At 59.9% G+C, this 15,228-nt stretch carries 13 protein-coding genes; 7 read left to right on the top strand and 6 right to left on the bottom strand.

What is annotated here, in order from left to right; translation table 11 throughout:
- On the top strand, nt 1-1,053 hold the full coding sequence (gene hisC, locus KGB21_RS12560; RefSeq protein WP_223505273.1) for a histidinol-phosphate transaminase: 1,053 nt from the start codon (nt 1-3) through the stop codon (nt 1,051-1,053).
- A 113-nt stretch (nt 1,054-1,166) separates the two neighbouring features.
- Here the strand turns inward: hisC and KGB21_RS12555 are convergent, their stop codons facing one another.
- The 3 genes from KGB21_RS12555 to algW all read right to left on the bottom strand — a co-directional run bounded on the left by KGB21_RS12555 (nt 1,167) and on the right by algW (nt 5,295).
- The gene (locus tag KGB21_RS12555) at nt 1,167-1,886 is read right to left on the bottom strand and encodes a DUF4198 domain-containing protein (RefSeq protein ID WP_223505272.1); all 720 of its coding nucleotides are present in this window, start codon (nt 1,884-1,886) and stop codon (nt 1,167-1,169) included.
- Nucleotides 1,887-1,898: 12 nt separating this feature from the next.
- Nucleotides 1,899-4,004: a TonB-dependent siderophore receptor gene (locus KGB21_RS12550; RefSeq protein WP_223505271.1), complete on the bottom strand. Its 2,106-nt coding sequence runs from the start codon at nt 4,002-4,004 to the stop codon at nt 1,899-1,901.
- A gap of 130 nt (nt 4,005-4,134) precedes the next feature.
- Complete coding sequence (gene algW / locus KGB21_RS12545; RefSeq protein WP_034147082.1) at nt 4,135-5,295, bottom strand: Do family serine endopeptidase AlgW; 1,161 nt, start codon at nt 5,293-5,295, stop codon at nt 4,135-4,137.
- A 103-nt stretch (nt 5,296-5,398) separates the two neighbouring features.
- Between algW and KGB21_RS12540 the strand changes: the two genes are divergently transcribed.
- From KGB21_RS12540 to cysN, 3 genes are all read left to right on the top strand, one after another.
- Nucleotides 5,399-6,157 (top strand): Nif3-like dinuclear metal center hexameric protein, encoded by a 759-nt coding sequence (locus KGB21_RS12540; protein WP_034147081.1) that lies wholly within the window; start codon nt 5,399-5,401, stop codon nt 6,155-6,157.
- Between the two features lie 262 nt (nt 6,158-6,419).
- Nucleotides 6,420-7,337 (top strand): sulfate adenylyltransferase subunit CysD, encoded by a 918-nt coding sequence (gene cysD, locus KGB21_RS12535; protein ID WP_034147080.1) that lies wholly within the window; start codon nt 6,420-6,422, stop codon nt 7,335-7,337.
- A gap of 9 nt (nt 7,338-7,346) precedes the next feature.
- A complete protein-coding gene (cysN, locus tag KGB21_RS12530; RefSeq protein ID WP_223505270.1) occupies nt 7,347-9,245 on the top strand; it encodes a sulfate adenylyltransferase subunit CysN in 1,899 nt (632 codons plus the stop codon).
- Nucleotides 9,246-9,404: 159 nt separating this feature from the next.
- Here cysN and KGB21_RS12525 read toward each other — a convergent pair whose 3' ends face one another.
- From KGB21_RS12525 to KGB21_RS12515, 3 genes are read right to left on the bottom strand one after another with little or no spacing between them, the layout of a single operon-like run.
- On the bottom strand, nt 9,405-10,310 hold the full coding sequence (locus tag KGB21_RS12525) for an acyltransferase (RefSeq protein ID WP_034147078.1): 906 nt from the start codon (nt 10,308-10,310) through the stop codon (nt 9,405-9,407).
- A complete protein-coding gene (gene pta / locus KGB21_RS12520) occupies nt 10,311-12,410 on the bottom strand; it encodes a phosphate acetyltransferase (protein ID WP_034147077.1) in 2,100 nt (699 codons plus the stop codon).
- 60 nt (nt 12,411-12,470) lie between these two features.
- Nucleotides 12,471-12,797 (bottom strand): DUF3565 domain-containing protein, encoded by a 327-nt coding sequence (locus tag KGB21_RS12515; protein WP_034147114.1) that lies wholly within the window; start codon nt 12,795-12,797, stop codon nt 12,471-12,473.
- Between KGB21_RS12515 and KGB21_RS12510 the strand changes: the two genes are divergently transcribed.
- The 3 genes from KGB21_RS12510 (at nt 12,766) to KGB21_RS12500 (ending at nt 15,162) form a co-directional block, all read left to right on the top strand.
- Nucleotides 12,766-13,251 carry a peptidylprolyl isomerase gene (locus KGB21_RS12510; protein ID WP_008054392.1) on the top strand — a complete coding sequence of 162 codons (486 nt, stop codon included), beginning with the start codon at nt 12,766-12,768 and terminating at the stop codon, nt 13,249-13,251. The genes KGB21_RS12515 and KGB21_RS12510 overlap by 32 nt on opposite strands.
- A 122-nt stretch (nt 13,252-13,373) precedes the next feature.
- Nucleotides 13,374-13,856 (top strand): glutathione peroxidase, encoded by a 483-nt coding sequence (locus tag KGB21_RS12505; RefSeq protein WP_034147076.1) that lies wholly within the window; start codon nt 13,374-13,376, stop codon nt 13,854-13,856.
- Between the two features lie 202 nt (nt 13,857-14,058).
- The gene (locus KGB21_RS12500) at nt 14,059-15,162 is read left to right on the top strand and encodes an NADH:flavin oxidoreductase (RefSeq protein ID WP_223505269.1); all 1,104 of its coding nucleotides are present in this window, start codon (nt 14,059-14,061) and stop codon (nt 15,160-15,162) included.
- Nucleotides 15,163-15,228: the final 66 nt, after the last annotated feature.

Genomic DNA, 15,228 nt, shown 5'->3' with positions numbered 1-15,228 from the left:
ATGAGTAAATTCTGGAGCCCGTTCGTCAAGAATCTGGTGCCTTACGTGCCGGGCGAGCAGCCGAAACTGGCAAAACTGGTGAAGCTCAACACCAACGAAAACCCGTACGGTCCATCGCCGAAAGCCTTGGCCGCGATGCAGACCGAGTTGAACGACAACCTGCGCCTGTACCCGGACCCGAACAGCGATCTGCTGAAGAACGCCGTCGCCCAGTATTACGGCGTGCAGTGCAATCAGGTGTTCCTCGGCAACGGTTCCGATGAAGTCCTGGCGCACATTTTCCACGGTTTGCTGCAGCACGATCAGCCGCTGCTGTTCCCGGACATCAGCTACAGCTTCTATCCGGTTTACTGCGGTCTGTACGGTATCAAGTTCGATGCGGTGCCGCTGGACGAGCAGTTCCGCATCAACCCGGCGGACTACGCCAAACCAAACGGCGGGATCATCTTCCCCAACCCGAACGCGCCTACCGGTTGCCTGCTGGCACTGGAAGCGGTCGAGCAGATTCTCAAGGCGAGCCCGGACTCGGTGGTCGTGGTGGATGAGGCTTACATCGACTTCGGCGGCGAAACGGCGATCACCTTGGTGGACCGTTATCCGAACCTGCTGGTGACCCAGACCCTGTCCAAATCCCGTTCGCTGGCCGGTCTGCGGGTGGGTCTGGCGGTCGGCCATCCGGACCTGATCGAGGCGCTGGAGCGGATCAAGAACAGCTTCAACTCCTATCCGCTGGATCGCATGGCGAATGTCGGCGCCGCGGCCGCATTCGAGGACCGCGAGTACTTCGACAAGACGTGCCGTTTGGTGATCGAGAGTCGTGAGAAGGTCGTTGCACAGTTGGAGGAGAAGGGCTTTGAGGTGTTGCCGTCGGCGGCGAACTTCATTTTCGCCCGTCACCCGCAGCACGACGCGGCAGGGCTGGCGGCGAAATTGCGTGAGCAAGGCGTGATCGTTCGGCACTTCAAGCAGGAGCGGATTGCGCAGTTCCTGCGGATCAGCATCGGTACGCCAGAACAAAATCGGGCGTTGATCGACGGCCTCGGCGATCTCTAAACCACCTGTAGGGGCCGGCTTGCTGGCGATTGCGATCTGACATTCAACATCTTTGCTGGATGTCACACCGCTATCGCGAGCAGGCTGGCTCCTACAGTGTTTTGTGGTGTGGCTTATTCGTGATGCGGCTCGCCCAGGAATGTCAGCGAACTGAACAGTCCGCGACTATTCACGTCAACGCTGTCCTTCACCGGCACTTCCACCTGCGCCGAAATCACATTCAACCCTTCATTACGCACCAGCACCTGCGCCCGTCCGTTTGCATCCGTTTCAGTGCTCAGTGTATTCGGCGCGCTGCGATAATCGCCCACCAACTTCACACCCGCCGCCGGTTTGCCATCCAGTAGCACGCGGACCGACAGCGACTTGCCAGGACCTACGGTCAGCGGATCGACCTCAGGCAGAATCAGCAATTTTATTTGATCCAGCTTGGGCAACTTTGCCCCCGGCTGATAAATCGCCAGGCTGTACTTGAACGTTTGAGTCGCCTCAATGGCGCCCGGTACTTTGCTGCGTCCTTCGTTGATCCACTTTTTGTCGGCAGTCTGCGACCACATGCCGTTGTCCAAAGCCACCGCCATCACCGCTGGCGGTTTCAGCGGTTGCAGGCGCGCGTGATCCGCCAGGCGCTGCACGGTCACCGGGATCATTTTTCCGCTGATGTCAAAAGCCCAGGCGCCGCTGATTTTCTGCGCCTTGAAGGCATTGTCCTCGGCGCCGTGCCCGTAAATGACCTCGATGTTGCCGCGACGTTGTTCGGTCCACAGGCCATGGGCCGAGACCTCGGTGGCAAACAGCAAGCCGAGCAGTGCCAGGGGTTTGAGTGGGTGCATGAGGACGTCCTTTTACAGAGTGAGTGTCAGGCTGACAGTGAAATTGCGCGGCTCGCCGGGGTTGACCCAGTAGTTGCTGTAGGAGCGCTCGAAGTATTTCTCGTCGAAAATGTTGTTCAGGTTGAGGCCCACCGTGATGTTGTCGCTGGCCTTGTAATGGGCCAGCAGATCGACGGTGTGATACGCCGGTAATTCAAAGTCGCTGCCCGCTTCGCCCGAGCGATCGCCGACATAAGTGAACGCGGCGCCAAGGTCCGAACCGCGCAGTCGACCGTCCTGGAACTCATAAACGCCCAACAGGCTGCCACTGCGTTTGGCCACGCCGAGAATGCGGCTGCCGGTGGGAATGACCTTGTCGCCCTCGGTGACTTCAGCGTCGATGTAGGCGAAAGCACCGATCACCCGCACGGCGTCGGTCACTTGCCCGGTGACTTGCAAGTCGAAACCCTGACTGCGTGCCTTGCCCATGGCGCGGCTGGTATCGGTGCCCGGGTCGAGAGCAAGGACGTTTTCCTTTTCGATGTGGAAAGCGGCGAGGGTGCTGCTCACGCGGTCGTCGAACAGCTCGCTCTTGATCCCGATTTCGTAGCCAACACCTTCTTCCGGATCGAAGGATTTGCCCGCTGCGTCCAGGCCGTTGGTCGGTTTGAACGAGGTCGAGGCGTTGGCGAACAGACCGACTTCAGGTATCAGCTGATAAAGCAAACCGGCCCGTTGGGTCAGCGCATCGTGACTCTGAGTGCTGGTGGCGCCACGGGTGTGATCGTCGATGCTCTGCTCGAAATGTTCGAAGCGCACACCGAGCATGCCCCGCAGCTTGTCGGTGAAGATGATCTGGTCCTGCAGGTTCAGTGCATGGCTTTCGACGTGTTCGAAGAAGTCCGTGCCAGAGCGTGCGCCGTCGGGTTTTGGCTGGCCGTAGACCGGTTGGTAGATGTCGATGGCGTAGGGGCTGCCGGCAATGGTCGTCACCCGTTCGTTTTTGCGGTAGTTCTCGTATTCGCTGCCGATCAACAGTTCATGCTGCAAACTGCCGGTGTCGAAAAAGCCGCGCAGTTCGAGTTGGGTAATGCTGTCGTGCCAATCGTTGTCACGCTCGCGATAGCGGCGGTTGACAGTATGACCGTCGGCATTCAGCGGGCGCGCCTCGGAAGCGAAGCCCCAGAGTTTGCCTTCCTTGTAATGGCTGGCCAGGCGCAACTTCCAGCTGTCGCTGAGCTGATGCTCGAGGGCGGCCTGCAGCATGTTGTTATGGTTGTCGATGTCGCCATCGTCGGGTTCGCCGAGGAAAGTCGAACGGGAGACACCGCTCCAGGTGTTGTTGGGTGCGACGATGCCGCGATCGAAGGTCGAGCTGTGGCGAACGAATTCGCTCTCCACCAACAGGCTGGTGTCCGGGTTCAGTTGCCAACTGAAGGAGGGCGCGACAAACACACGCTGGCTGTCGACGTGATCGCGGAAGCTGTGGTTGTCCTCGACAGCCAGGTTGACCCGCGACAGCACGTTGCCTTGGTCATCCAGTGGCGTGTTGACGTCCAGCGCCGTGCGATAACGATCCCAACTGCCCGCGCTGGTGTTCAGGGTCGCGAAGGCCTCGGGCTGGGGTTTCTTGGTGACGATGTTCACCGTACCGCCCGGATCACCTCGGCCATACAGGCTGGCAGCAGGGCCTTTGAGCACTTCGATGCGCTCGATGTTGGACACGTCCGGCGTGCTGGGATAACCGCGATTGGCGCTGAAACCGTCCTTATAGAACTCCGACGTGGTGAAGCCGCGCACGCTGTATTCGTAAAGTGTCAGGCCGCCGAAGTTGTTCTGCTTCGACACACCGCCAGCAAAGTCCAGCGCGCGCTCGACGCTGGTGCTGCCCAGGTCATTGAGCACACTGACGGGAACAACGCTGATCGATTGTGGGATATCGCGAATGGCGGTGTCGGTTTTGGTCGCGCTGGAAGAGCGGGTGGCGCGGTAGCCATCGACCGGGCCGGCAGGGGATTCGTAGTCGGAGGTGACGCTGATCGCGTCCAGTTCGAGGGTTCGAGGCTCATCGGCGAAGACTGGAATCCCCAGCAGACCGAGGGCAAGACTTGCCACGGAGGCCTTTGTTCGAGACGACATGTTATGTTGTTCCAATTGCTAGAATTGAAACAATATAACATGCCCAATGAGAATGTCTGCTGTTAAAGGCTTTGGCTTTGTGGGGCTGCCTATGCCGCGAAAAGATCGCAGCCTACGGCAGCTCCTACAGCTAGTTTTCTTCTTTTTCCTTCACCGGCGCTGGTGGCGGACGCAAGCCGATTTCCGCGCTGAGTTTGAGCTCCTTGCCGTTGCGCATCACCTGGATCGAGATCTTGTCGGTCGGCTTGATCCGCGCAACCTGGTTCATCGAGCGGCGGCCATCGCCGGCCGGCTCGCCATCGATGGACAGAATCACGTCGCCCAGTTGCAAGCCAGCCTTTTGCGCCGGGCCATCGCGGAAAATCCCTGCGACGACGATCCCCGGACGTCCGGACAGACCAAAGGATTCCGCCAGTTCCTGAGTCAACGGCTGCACTTCGATGCCCAGCCAGCCGCGAATCACCTGGCCGTGTTCGATGATCGACTTCATCACTTCCATCGCCAGTTTCACCGGAATTGCGAAACCGATGCCCTGGGAGCCGCCGGATTTGGAGAAGATCGCCGTGTTGATGCCGGTCAGGTTGCCATTGGCGTCCACCAGCGCACCGCCGGAGTTGCCGGGGTTGATCGCGGCGTCGGTCTGGATGAAGTCTTCGTAGTTGTTCAGGCCCAGCTGATTGCGCCCGGTGGCGCTGATGATGCCCATGGTCACGGTCTGGCCGACGCCGAACGGGTTGCCGATGGCCAGCGCGACGTCGCCGATGCGGATGTTGTCGGAACGGCCGACTGTAATCGATGGCAGGTTTTTCAGATCGATCTTCAGTACCGCGAGGTCGGTTTCCGGGTCGCTGCCGATCACCCGGGCCAGGGTTTCACGACCGTCCTTGAGCGCCACCACGATCTGGTCGGCACCGCTGGTCACGTGGTTGTTGGTCAGGATGTAGCCTTCCGGGCTCATGATCACGCCGGAACCGAGGCTCGACTCCATGCGCTTCTGCTTGGGCGAGTTGTCGCCGAAGAAGCGGCGGAATTGCGGGTCTTCAAACAGCGGATGGCTGGGTTTGTTGATGACTTTGGTGGTGTACAGGTTCACCACGGACGGCGCGGCGGTGGTCACTGCGTCGGAATAAGACACCGGACCCTGCTGCATGGTGGTGGTTTGCGGGGCCTGCTGCAGATTGACGTCGAGGCTTGGAAGCCCGACCCACTGCGGGTAACGCTGGATTATCAACAGAGCGACAAGCACGCCGGCCAACAGCGGCCAGCCGGAAAAACGCAGCGCCTTGAGCATTAAGCACGTCCTGAGAGGGTTGCAGGCGGTATGAGACCGCCCATAATGTCGCGCATTATACGAGGCCGCGCGCGCCTCTGAACGGGATATTTAGGAGTCTTTTATGGCCGTCGCCCTGAGCACACTCGTCGAAGAAGCCGACCGTTACCTCAACAGTTCGAAAATCGCCGATTACTGCCCCAACGGCTTGCAGGTCGAAGGCCGGCCGCAGGTGATGCGCATTGTCAGTGGCGTCACTGCCAGCCAGGCTTTGCTTGATGCTGCGGTTGAAGCTAACGCTGATCTTGTCCTTGTGCACCACGGTTACTTCTGGAAGGGCGAAAACCCTTGCATCACCGGCATGAAACAGCGCCGGTTGAAGACTTTGCTCAAGCACGATATCAGCCTGCTGTCCTATCACCTGCCACTGGATCTGCACCCGGACGTCGGCAACAACGTGCAACTGGCGCGTCAGCTCGACATCACCGTCGAGGGGCCATTGGACCCGGACAACCTGAAGATTGTCGGTCTGGTCGGCTCGTTGAATGAGCCGGTCACCCCGCGTGATTTCGCCCGCCGTGTGCAGGAAGTCATGGGCCGCGAGCCGTTGCTCATTGAAGGCAGTGCGATGATTCGCCGGGTCGGCTGGTGCACTGGTGGCGGTCAAGGCTATATCGATCAAGCCGTGTTGGCGGGTGTCGATCTGTACCTCAGCGGCGAAGCATCCGAGCAAACCTTCCACAGCGCCCGTGAAAATGACATCAGCTTCATCGCCGCCGGTCACCACGCCACCGAGCGCTATGGCGTTCAGGCGCTGGGCGACTATCTGGCCCGGCGCTTTGCCCTCGAGCACATTTTCATCGATTGCCCAAACCCGATCTGACGAAACGCCACCCTTGTAGGAGCGAGCCTGCTCGCGATGGTCGTCAACGATAACGCTGGGAGCCTGACACCCCGCGGCGTTCTCAGGTTCATCGCGAGCAGGCTCGCTCCTACAGGGGGAACGCGTTTCGCCCAAACGCGGGGGCATATTCATATACCCTTTCGATCTAGCTGGCGTCCTGATTAGAAGAGGTCGCTGTGCTAGGATTCCCCGCTCGAACACGGCCCGCTGGCCGTTCATAAGAAAGATTTCGTGAGTAGCCATGGTCGACAAACTGACGCATCTGAAACAGCTGGAGGCGGAAAGCATCCACATCATCCGCGAGGTGGCCGCCGAGTTCGACAACCCGGTGATGCTGTACTCGATCGGTAAAGACTCCGCCGTGATGCTGCACCTGGCACGCAAGGCATTCTTCCCTGGCAAGCTGCCGTTTCCGGTGATGCACGTCGACACCCGGTGGAAATTCCAGGAGATGTACAAGTTCCGCGACAAGATGGTCGCCGAGCTGGGCCTGGACCTGATCACCCACGTCAATCCCGATGGCGTGGCGCAGGGCATCAACCCGTTCACCCACGGCAGTGCCAAGCACACCGACATCATGAAGACCGAAGGCCTGAAACAGGCACTCGACAAATATGGTTTCGATGCTGCTTTCGGCGGTGCCCGTCGCGATGAAGAGAAATCCCGCGCCAAAGAGCGCGTCTACTCGTTCCGCGACAGCAAGCACCGCTGGGATCCGAAAAACCAGCGCCCAGAGTTGTGGAACGTCTACAACGGCAAGGTCAACAAGGGCGAATCCATTCGTGTGTTCCCGTTGTCCAACTGGACCGAGCTGGACATCTGGCAGTACATCTACCTTGAAGGCATCCCGATCGTCCCGCTGTACTTCGCCGCCGAGCGTGAAGTCATCGAGAAGAACGGCACGCTGATCATGATCGACGACGAGCGCATCCTCGAACACCTGAGCGATGAAGACAAAGCCCGCATCGTCAAAAAGAAAGTGCGTTTCCGCACCCTTGGCTGCTACCCGTTGACGGGCGCGGTGGAGTCCGAGGCCGAAAGCCTCACAGACATCATTCAGGAAATGCTCCTGACGCGAACTTCCGAGCGCCAGGGCCGCGTCATCGACCACGATGGCGCCGGCTCGATGGAAGACAAAAAACGTCAAGGTTATTTCTAAGGGGCTGTCATGTCGCATCAATCTGATTTGATCAGCGAGGACATCCTCGCCTATCTGGGCCAGCACGAACGTAAAGAGCTGCTGCGCTTCCTGACCTGCGGTAACGTCGATGACGGCAAGAGCACCCTGATCGGGCGCCTGCTGCACGACTCCAAGATGATCTACGAAGATCACCTGGAAGCCATTACCCGCGACTCGAAAAAAGTCGGCACCACCGGCGAAGACATCGACCTGGCATTGCTGGTCGACGGCCTGCAGGCCGAGCGTGAGCAAGGCATCACCATCGATGTCGCTTACCGCTATTTCTCCACCGCCAAGCGCAAGTTCATCATCGCCGACACCCCCGGCCATGAGCAGTACACCCGCAACATGGCCACCGGTGCATCCACCTGTGACCTGGCGATCATCCTGGTCGACGCCCGTTACGGCGTGCAGACGCAGACCCGTCGCCACAGCTTCATTGCCTCGTTGCTGGGCATCAAGCACATCGTCGTTGCCATCAACAAGATGGACCTCAAGGACTTCGATGAGGGTGTGTTCGAGTCGATCAAGGCCGACTACCTGAAGTTCGCCGAAGGCTTGAAGCTCAAGCCGACCAGCATGCACTTCGTGCCGATGTCTGCCCTCAAGGGCGACAACGTCGTGAACAAGTCCGAGCGCTCGCCGTGGTACACCGGCCAGTCGCTGATGGAAATCCTCGAGACCGTGGAAGTGGCGGGCGACCGCAACTTCACCGACCTGCGTTTCCCGGTGCAGTACGTCAACCGTCCGAACCTGAATTTCCGCGGTTTCGCCGGCACCCTGGCCAGCGGCATCGTCAAGAAGGGCGACGAAGTCGTGGTCCTGCCGTCGGGCAAGAGCAGCCGCGTGAAGTCCATCGTCACCTTCGAAGGTGAGCTGGAGCATGCCGGTCCTGGCCAAGCGGTAACGCTGACCATGGAAGACGAAATCGACATTTCCCGTGGCGATCTGTTGGTGCATGCCGACAACGTGCCGCCGGTGACCGACAGCTTCGAAGCGATGCTGGTGTGGATGGCTGAAGAGCCGATGCTCCCAGGCAAGAAATACGACATCAAACGCGCCACCAGTTACGTGCCGGGCTCCATCGCCAGCATCGTCAACAAGGTCGACGTCAACACGCTTGAAGAAGGCCCGGCCAGCGCGTTGCAGCTGAACGAAATCGGCAAGGTCAAGATCGCGCTCGACGCGCCGATTGCCCTCGACGGTTACGAAAGCAACCGCACCACCGGCGCGTTCATCATCATCGACCGCTTGACCAACGGCACCGTCGGCGCCGGCATGATCGTCGCTCAACCATTGGCGCACGGCACGAGCACCCACCACGGCAAACTGGCGCACGTCGCCACCGAAGAGCGTGCTCAGCGCTTCGGCCAGCAACCGGCCACGGTGTTGTTCAGCGGCTTGTCGGGCGCGGGCAAAAGTACGCTGGCCTACGCCGTTGAACGCAAGTTGTTCGACCTGGGCCGTGCAGTGTTTGTGCTTGATGGCCAGAACCTGCGTCATGACCTCAACAAAGGTCTGCCACAGGATCGCGCCGGGCGTACCGAGAACTGGCGTCGTGCCGCGCACGTGGCACGTCAGTTCAACGAGGCTGGCTTGCTGACCCTGGCGGCGTTCGTTGCGCCGAGTTCCGAAGGTCGTGAGCAGGCGAAGGAACTGATCGGCAAGGAGCGTCTGTTGACGGTCTACGTCCAGGCCTCGCCAACGGTCTGTGCCGAACGTGATCCGCAAGGCTTGTACGCGGCAGCCGGGGATAACATCCCGGGTGAATCCTTCCCGTACGACGTGCCGCTGGATGCCGATCTGGTGATCGACACCCAGTCCGTGTCGCTGGAAGAAGGTGTGAAGCAAGTGCTGGATCTGCTGCGTAGCCGTGGCGCGATCTAAGCATTAGCCGCAAATGAAAAACCCGCCGATGAGTGATCATCGGCGGGTTTTTTGTGCCTGTTGGGACGCCATCGCGGGCAAGCCAGCTCCCACAGGTTTTGTGAGCGCCCCTACCACTGTGGGAGCTGGCTTGCCAGCGATGAGGCCGGTACAGACACCTCAAAACTTTGCGGGATACTCGCGATGCATCTGCCCCAACAACGCATCCTTGTCTTCCCACAACTGATTGATCCAGCCCTGGAACTGCAAGCGGTACTCACCATCCTGATCGTAATTCTTGCCAATGAACTGCGGCGGAATCTTCAGCTCCTCAAAATGCACCACCGCATCTGTCACATTCCCACACAGCAAATCCCAGAAGCCGGGACGTCCGGCCGGGTAGTGAATGGTCACGTTGACGATGGATTCCAGTTGTTCCCCCATGGCGTCCAGCACAAACGCAATACCGCCAGCCTTGGGTTTGAGCAAATAACGGAACGGTGATTTCTGCTGGGCATGCTTGCCCTCGGTGAAACGCGTGCCTTCGACGAAATTGAAAATGCCCACCGGGTTGTTGCGAAATTTCGCGCAGGTCTTGCGGGTGGTTTCCAGGTCTTTACCTTTCTTTTCCGGGTGCTTTTCCAGGTACGCCTTGGAGTAGCGCTTCATGAACGGAAACCCCAGCGTCCACCACGCCAGGCCAATCACCGGGACCCAGATCAGCTCTTGCTTGAGGAAGAACTTCAGCGGCTGTATGCGCCGGTTGAGCACGTATTGCAGCACCAGAATGTCGACCCAGCTCTGGTGATTGCTGGTGATCAGGTACGAGTGTTGGTAGTCGAGGCCTTGCAGGCCGCTGATGTGCCAGCGGGTGCGCCTGACCAGATTCATCCAGCCTTTGTTGTTGCTGATCCAGGCTTCATGGATATGGTTCATCAGCCAAAGTGTGAAGCGCTGGGTGAGGGCGAACGGCAACACTTTGAGCAGCGCCACGCAGAACAGAAACGAGCAAAGCAAAATCGTGTTCAGGGCCAGCAAAAGCGACGCAATCACACCGCGTACAGCGGCAGGTAGAAAATCCAGCATTTAAACATCCATAGGTCGGTTGGCTGCCTGGATCGCGGTCAACGCGATGGTGTAGACGATGTCATCGACTTGCGCGCCGCGCGGCAAATCGTTCACCGGTTTGCGCAGGCCTTGCAGCATCGGCCCGAGACTCACGCAGTCGGCACTACGCTGCACCGCTTTGTGCGTGGTGTTGCCAGTGTTGAGGTCGGGGAACACAAACACCGTGGCCCGACCCGCAACCTGGCTGTTCGGCGCCAGTTGCCGGGCCACGGTTTCGTTGGCGGCGGCGTCGTATTGCAACGGGCCGTCGATCAGCAGCGAGTTCTGTTGTTCATGGGCGAGCAACGTCGCCTCGCGCACCTTCTCGACTTCTTCGCCGCTGGCCGATTCACCGCTGGAGTAGCTGATCATCGCGACGCGCGGGGTGATGCCGAACGCGGCCGCCGAATCGGCGCTTTGCAGGGCGATCTCGGCCAGTTCGCTGGCGCTTGGGTGCGGGTTCATCACGCAGTCGCCGTAGACCAGCACTTCTTCCGGAAACAACATGAAGAACACCGACGACACCAGCGTGCAGCCTGGCGCGGTCTTGATCAGTTGCAGGGCCGGGCGGATGGTGTTGGCGGTGGAATGGATGACCCCGGACACGAGGCCGTCGACTTCATCCAGCGCCAGCATCATGGTGCCGATCACCACGGTGTCTTCCAGTTGCTGCTCGGCCATTGGCGCGTTGAGGCTTTTGCTTTTGCGCAGGGCGACCATCGGCTCGACATAGCGTTCGCGGATCAGGTCCGGGTCGAGGATTTCCAGGCCCGGTGGCAACTCGATGCCTTGGGCGCGGGCCACGGCTTCGACGTCCGCCGGTTTCGCCAGCAACACGCAACGGGCGATGCCGCGAGCCTGACAGATCGCCGCCGCTTGCACGGTCAACGGCTCGCTGCCCTCGGGCAGGACGATGCGCTTGTTGGCGACTTGCGCGCGCTGGATCAATTGATAGCGGAACACCGCTGGCGACAGGCGCATTTCCCGAGGCGTGCCGCAGCGTTGGTGCAGCCAGTTGGCATCGAGATGGCTGGCGACGAAATCGGTGATGATCTCCGCGCGTTCGCGGTCGTCGATCGGGATTTCCTTGTTCAGGCCGTTCAACTGGTTGGCGGTGTCGTAGGAACCGGTGCTCACCGACAACACCGGCAGGCCGGCCTGCAAGGCGCCACGGCAGAGGTCCATGATGCGCGGGTCGGGCAGGGTGTCGCTGGTCAGCAGCAGGCCCGCCAGGGGCACGCCGTTCATGGCCGCAAGGCTGACGGCGAGGATGATGTCGTCGCGGTCGCCGGGGGTCACCACCAGCACGCCGGGCTTGAGCAGTTCCACGGTGTTGCGCATGGTGCGCGCGCAAATGATGATTTTGGTCATGCGCCGGGTTTCATAGTCGCCGGCGTTCAGGACTTGAGCGCCCATCAGATCGGCGACGTCGCGGGTGCGCGGCGCGTTCAGTTCAGGCTGGAAAGGAATGCAGCCGAGCAGGCGGAAATCGCCACTGCGCAACAGCGGTGAATGTTCCTTCAGGCGCGCGGCGAAGGCTTCCATGCTTTCGTCGGTCTTGACCTTGTTGAGGATCACGCCGAGGACTTTCGGATCCTTCGGGCCACCAAACAATTGCGCCTGCAACTCCACGCGACCGGAGAGCTCGGTCAGCACTTCGTTTTCCGGTGCCGAGACCAGGATCACCTCGGCGTCGAGACTCTTGGCCAGGTGCAGGTTGACCCGTGCGGCATAACTGGCGCTGCGGGTCGGGACCATGCCTTCGACGATCAGCACGTCCTTGCCAATGGCGGCTTGCTGATAAAGCGTGATGATCTCTTCGAGCAGTTCGTCGAGCTGTCCATCGCCGAGCATGCGCTCGACATGGGCCAGGCCCAACGGCTGCGGCGGTTTCAAACCGTGGGTGCGGGCCACCAGTTCGGTGGAGCGCTCCGGGCCCGTGTCACCCGGATGCGGCTGGGCGATCGGTTTGAAAAAGCCGACTTTGAGGCCGGCTCGCTCAAGGGTACGTACCAGCCCGAGGCTGATGGAGGTCAGACCCACGCCAAAATCGGTGGGCGCGATAAAAAAAGTTTGCATGCGGATTCTCTGAAGGAGCATGGCAATGGTGAGGACCTATGGCTGGTCTTCTACCGAAATTCAGTCGCCAAGGTTAGCGCTAACCGAGCCTTGTGCGCACCAACCGCAATCAAAGGGCTGGCCTATTTTTTCAAGACGTTGCGCGGCATCCATGACCCAGGCACGCGACTGCCATGGCGGCTGGTGTCGCAGGTGTTGGGTATGGCCGCAGGAAAGCTCGGCCACCCAGTGTCCGTCCTCGTCCTGATGGAAGCCCGTGATCGTCACAACCCGTCTGTCCGGGTTGTGTTCGCTTTCAGGCGATTGCTTCGCTAAACTTGGCCTTTCAATATTCTTCTGCAAAAGGTCTCGCCCCATGCTGATCGCCGCCAATAAGGCTGTCTCCATCGACTATACCCTGACCAACGACGCTGGTGAGGTCATCGACAGCTCCGCCGGCGGCGCGCCGCTGGTTTACCTGCAAGGCGCAGGTAACATTATCCCTGGCCTGGAAAAGGCACTGGAAGGCAAAGCAGTCGGCGACGAGCTGACCGTAGCCGTTGAACCTGAAGATGCCTACGGCGAATACGCTGCCGAACTGGTCAGCACCCTGAGCCGCAGCATGTTCGAAGGCGTCGATGAACTGGAAGTTGGCATGCAGTTCCACGCTTCCGCTCCGGACGGCCAGATGCAGATCGTGACCATCCGCGATCTGGACGGCGACGACGTTACCGTCGACGGCAACCACCCGTTGGCCGGTCAGCGCCTGAATTTCCAGGTCAAGATCATCAACATCCGTGACGCCAGTCAGGAAGAAATCGCTCATGGCCACGTCCATGGCGAAGGTGGCCATCACCACTGATTTTCTGCGCTAAGCTTCGATAACTGGAGAGGCGCCCCGAGGGCGCCTTTTTAGTTGCGGCTGTCCCGGTCGACACCGCCAAGCGGCTGTTTCGAGAAGAACACTGGAATCTGGAGTACGTCATGAGTGCTTTTCACGACCTTAATTTGACAGCCCTGGATGGGCAGGCGCTACCTCTGGCACCGTTCAAGGGGCACGTCGTGCTGGTGGTCAACGTTGCCTCCAAATGTGGCTTGACCCCACAGTACGCGGCCCTCGAAAACCTCTACCAGCAATACAAAGGTAAAGGCTTCAGCGTGCTGGGCCTGCCGTGCAACCAGTTTGCGGGGCAAGAGCCAGGCACCGAGCAAGAGATCATGGAGTTTTGCAGCCTCAACTATGGCGTGACGTTTCCGTTGTCCAGCAAGCTGGAAGTCAACGGGCACGAGCGTCACCAGCTGTATAAATTGCTGGCGGGCGAGGGTGCGGAGTTCCCCGGTGACATCACCTGGAACTTCGAAAAGTTCTTGCTGGGTAAAGACGGGCGTGTGCTGGCGCGATTCTCGCCACGTACGGCGCCGGATGATCCCTCTGTGATTCAGGCGATTGAAAAAGCCCTGAGCTGAAGCTTCCTGTGTAGGAGCCGGCAAGCTAGCGATCCAGGCGACGCGGTGTATCAGGAACACCGCGGTGCCTGGATCGCCAGCAAGCCGGCTCCTACAGGCTCCCCACCTTTTGATCCTTAATCATTCAAATCAATAGTGCTTTTCAGCGCGCACGAACCTCCATATTATCGCCGTCATAAAGTCATCCTTCGTGGAGCGTCCCATGCCTGTAAAAGCCTTGTTCAAACCGTTCCACCTCGGCACCCTCGAATTGCCGACCCGCGTCGTCATGGCGCCGATGACCCGCTCCTTTTCGCCGGGCGGCGTACCGAATTCCAAAGTGATCGAATACTACCGTCGTCGCGCCGCGGCCGGCGTAGGCCTGATCATTACTGAAGGCACAACCGTCGGTCACCAGGCTTCCAACGGCTATCCGAACGTGCCGCATTTCTACGGTGAAGCTGCACTGGCCGGCTGGAAAAAAGTTGTCGACGCTGTACACGCCGAAGGTGGCAAGATCGTTCCACAGTTGTGGCATGTCGGCAGCGTGCGTCGCATCGGCACCGAGCCGGACGCCAGCGTGCCGGGCTACGGTCCGTCGGAAAAAGTGAAGGACGGCCAGGTCGTGGTTCACGGCATGACCCAACAAGATATTCAGGACGTAATCGCCGCGTTCGCCCAAGCCGCGAAGGATGCCCAGAGCATTGGCATGGACGGCGTGGAAATCCACGGCGCCCATGGCTATCTGGTCGACCAGTTTTTCTGGGAAGGCAGCAACCAGCGTAACGACGAATACGGCGGCAGCCTGGCCAACCGTTCACGTTTCGCCATCGAGCTGATTCAGGCGGTGCGTGCCGCCGTCGGTGAAGGCTTCCCGATCATCTTCCGCTTCTCGCAGTGGAAGCAGCAGGACTACACCGCACGCCTGGTGCAAACCCCGGAAGCCTTGGGCGAATTCCTCAAGCCGCTGTCTGACGCGGGCGTGGATATTTTCCACTGCTCGACACGTCGTTTCTGGGAGCCGGAGTTCGGCGGCTCCGAGCTGAACCTGGCAGGCTGGACGCGCAAACTGACGGGCAAGCCGACCATCACCGTGGGCAGCGTTGGCCTGGATGGCGAGTTCTTGCAGTTTATGGTCAACACCGACAAGGTCGCGCAACCGGCCAGTCTGGAAAAACTGCTTGAGCGTTTGAACAATGACGAGTTCGACCTGGTAGCGGTCGGCCGTGCGCTGCTGGTGGACCCGGACTGGGCGCAGAAAGTGCGTGACGGTCGTGAGGAAGACATCTTGCCCTTCAGCCGTGAGGCGTTGATGACGCTGGTTTAAGCGGCGTCTGGACTGACTCAATCGCCAGCAAGCCGGCTCCTACAGGTTCTGAGAAATCGCGACACC

The organism is Pseudomonas sp. GL-RE-29 (assembly GCF_019947275.1).
Lineage (GTDB): Bacteria > Pseudomonadota > Gammaproteobacteria > Pseudomonadales > Pseudomonadaceae > Aquipseudomonas > Aquipseudomonas fluorescens_A.
This window is presented reverse-complemented; position numbering and strand designations above follow the sequence as displayed.

Coding starts and splice junctions, on each gene's coding strand:
- hisC (WP_223505273.1), top strand. CDS start 1: ATGAGTAAATTCTGGAGCCCGTTCGTCAAGAATCTGGTGCCTTACGTG.
- KGB21_RS12555 (WP_223505272.1), bottom strand. CDS start 1,886: ATGCACCCACTCAAACCCCTGGCACTGCTCGGCTTGCTGTTTGCCACC.
- KGB21_RS12550 (WP_223505271.1), bottom strand. CDS start 4,004: ATGTCGTCTCGAACAAAGGCCTCCGTGGCAAGTCTTGCCCTCGGTCTG.
- algW (WP_034147082.1), bottom strand. CDS start 5,295: ATGCTCAAGGCGCTGCGTTTTTCCGGCTGGCCGCTGTTGGCCGGCGTG.
- KGB21_RS12540 (WP_034147081.1), top strand. CDS start 5,399: ATGGCCGTCGCCCTGAGCACACTCGTCGAAGAAGCCGACCGTTACCTC.
- cysD (WP_034147080.1), top strand. CDS start 6,420: ATGGTCGACAAACTGACGCATCTGAAACAGCTGGAGGCGGAAAGCATC.
- cysN (WP_223505270.1), top strand. CDS start 7,347: ATGTCGCATCAATCTGATTTGATCAGCGAGGACATCCTCGCCTATCTG.
- KGB21_RS12525 (WP_034147078.1), bottom strand. CDS start 10,310: ATGCTGGATTTTCTACCTGCCGCTGTACGCGGTGTGATTGCGTCGCTT.
- pta (WP_034147077.1), bottom strand. CDS start 12,410: ATGCAAACTTTTTTTATCGCGCCCACCGATTTTGGCGTGGGTCTGACC.
- KGB21_RS12510 (WP_008054392.1), top strand. CDS start 12,766: ATGCTGATCGCCGCCAATAAGGCTGTCTCCATCGACTATACCCTGACC.
- KGB21_RS12515 (WP_034147114.1), bottom strand. CDS start 12,797: ATGGAGACAGCCTTATTGGCGGCGATCAGCATGGGGCGAGACCTTTTG.
- KGB21_RS12505 (WP_034147076.1), top strand. CDS start 13,374: ATGAGTGCTTTTCACGACCTTAATTTGACAGCCCTGGATGGGCAGGCG.
- KGB21_RS12500 (WP_223505269.1), top strand. CDS start 14,059: ATGCCTGTAAAAGCCTTGTTCAAACCGTTCCACCTCGGCACCCTCGAA.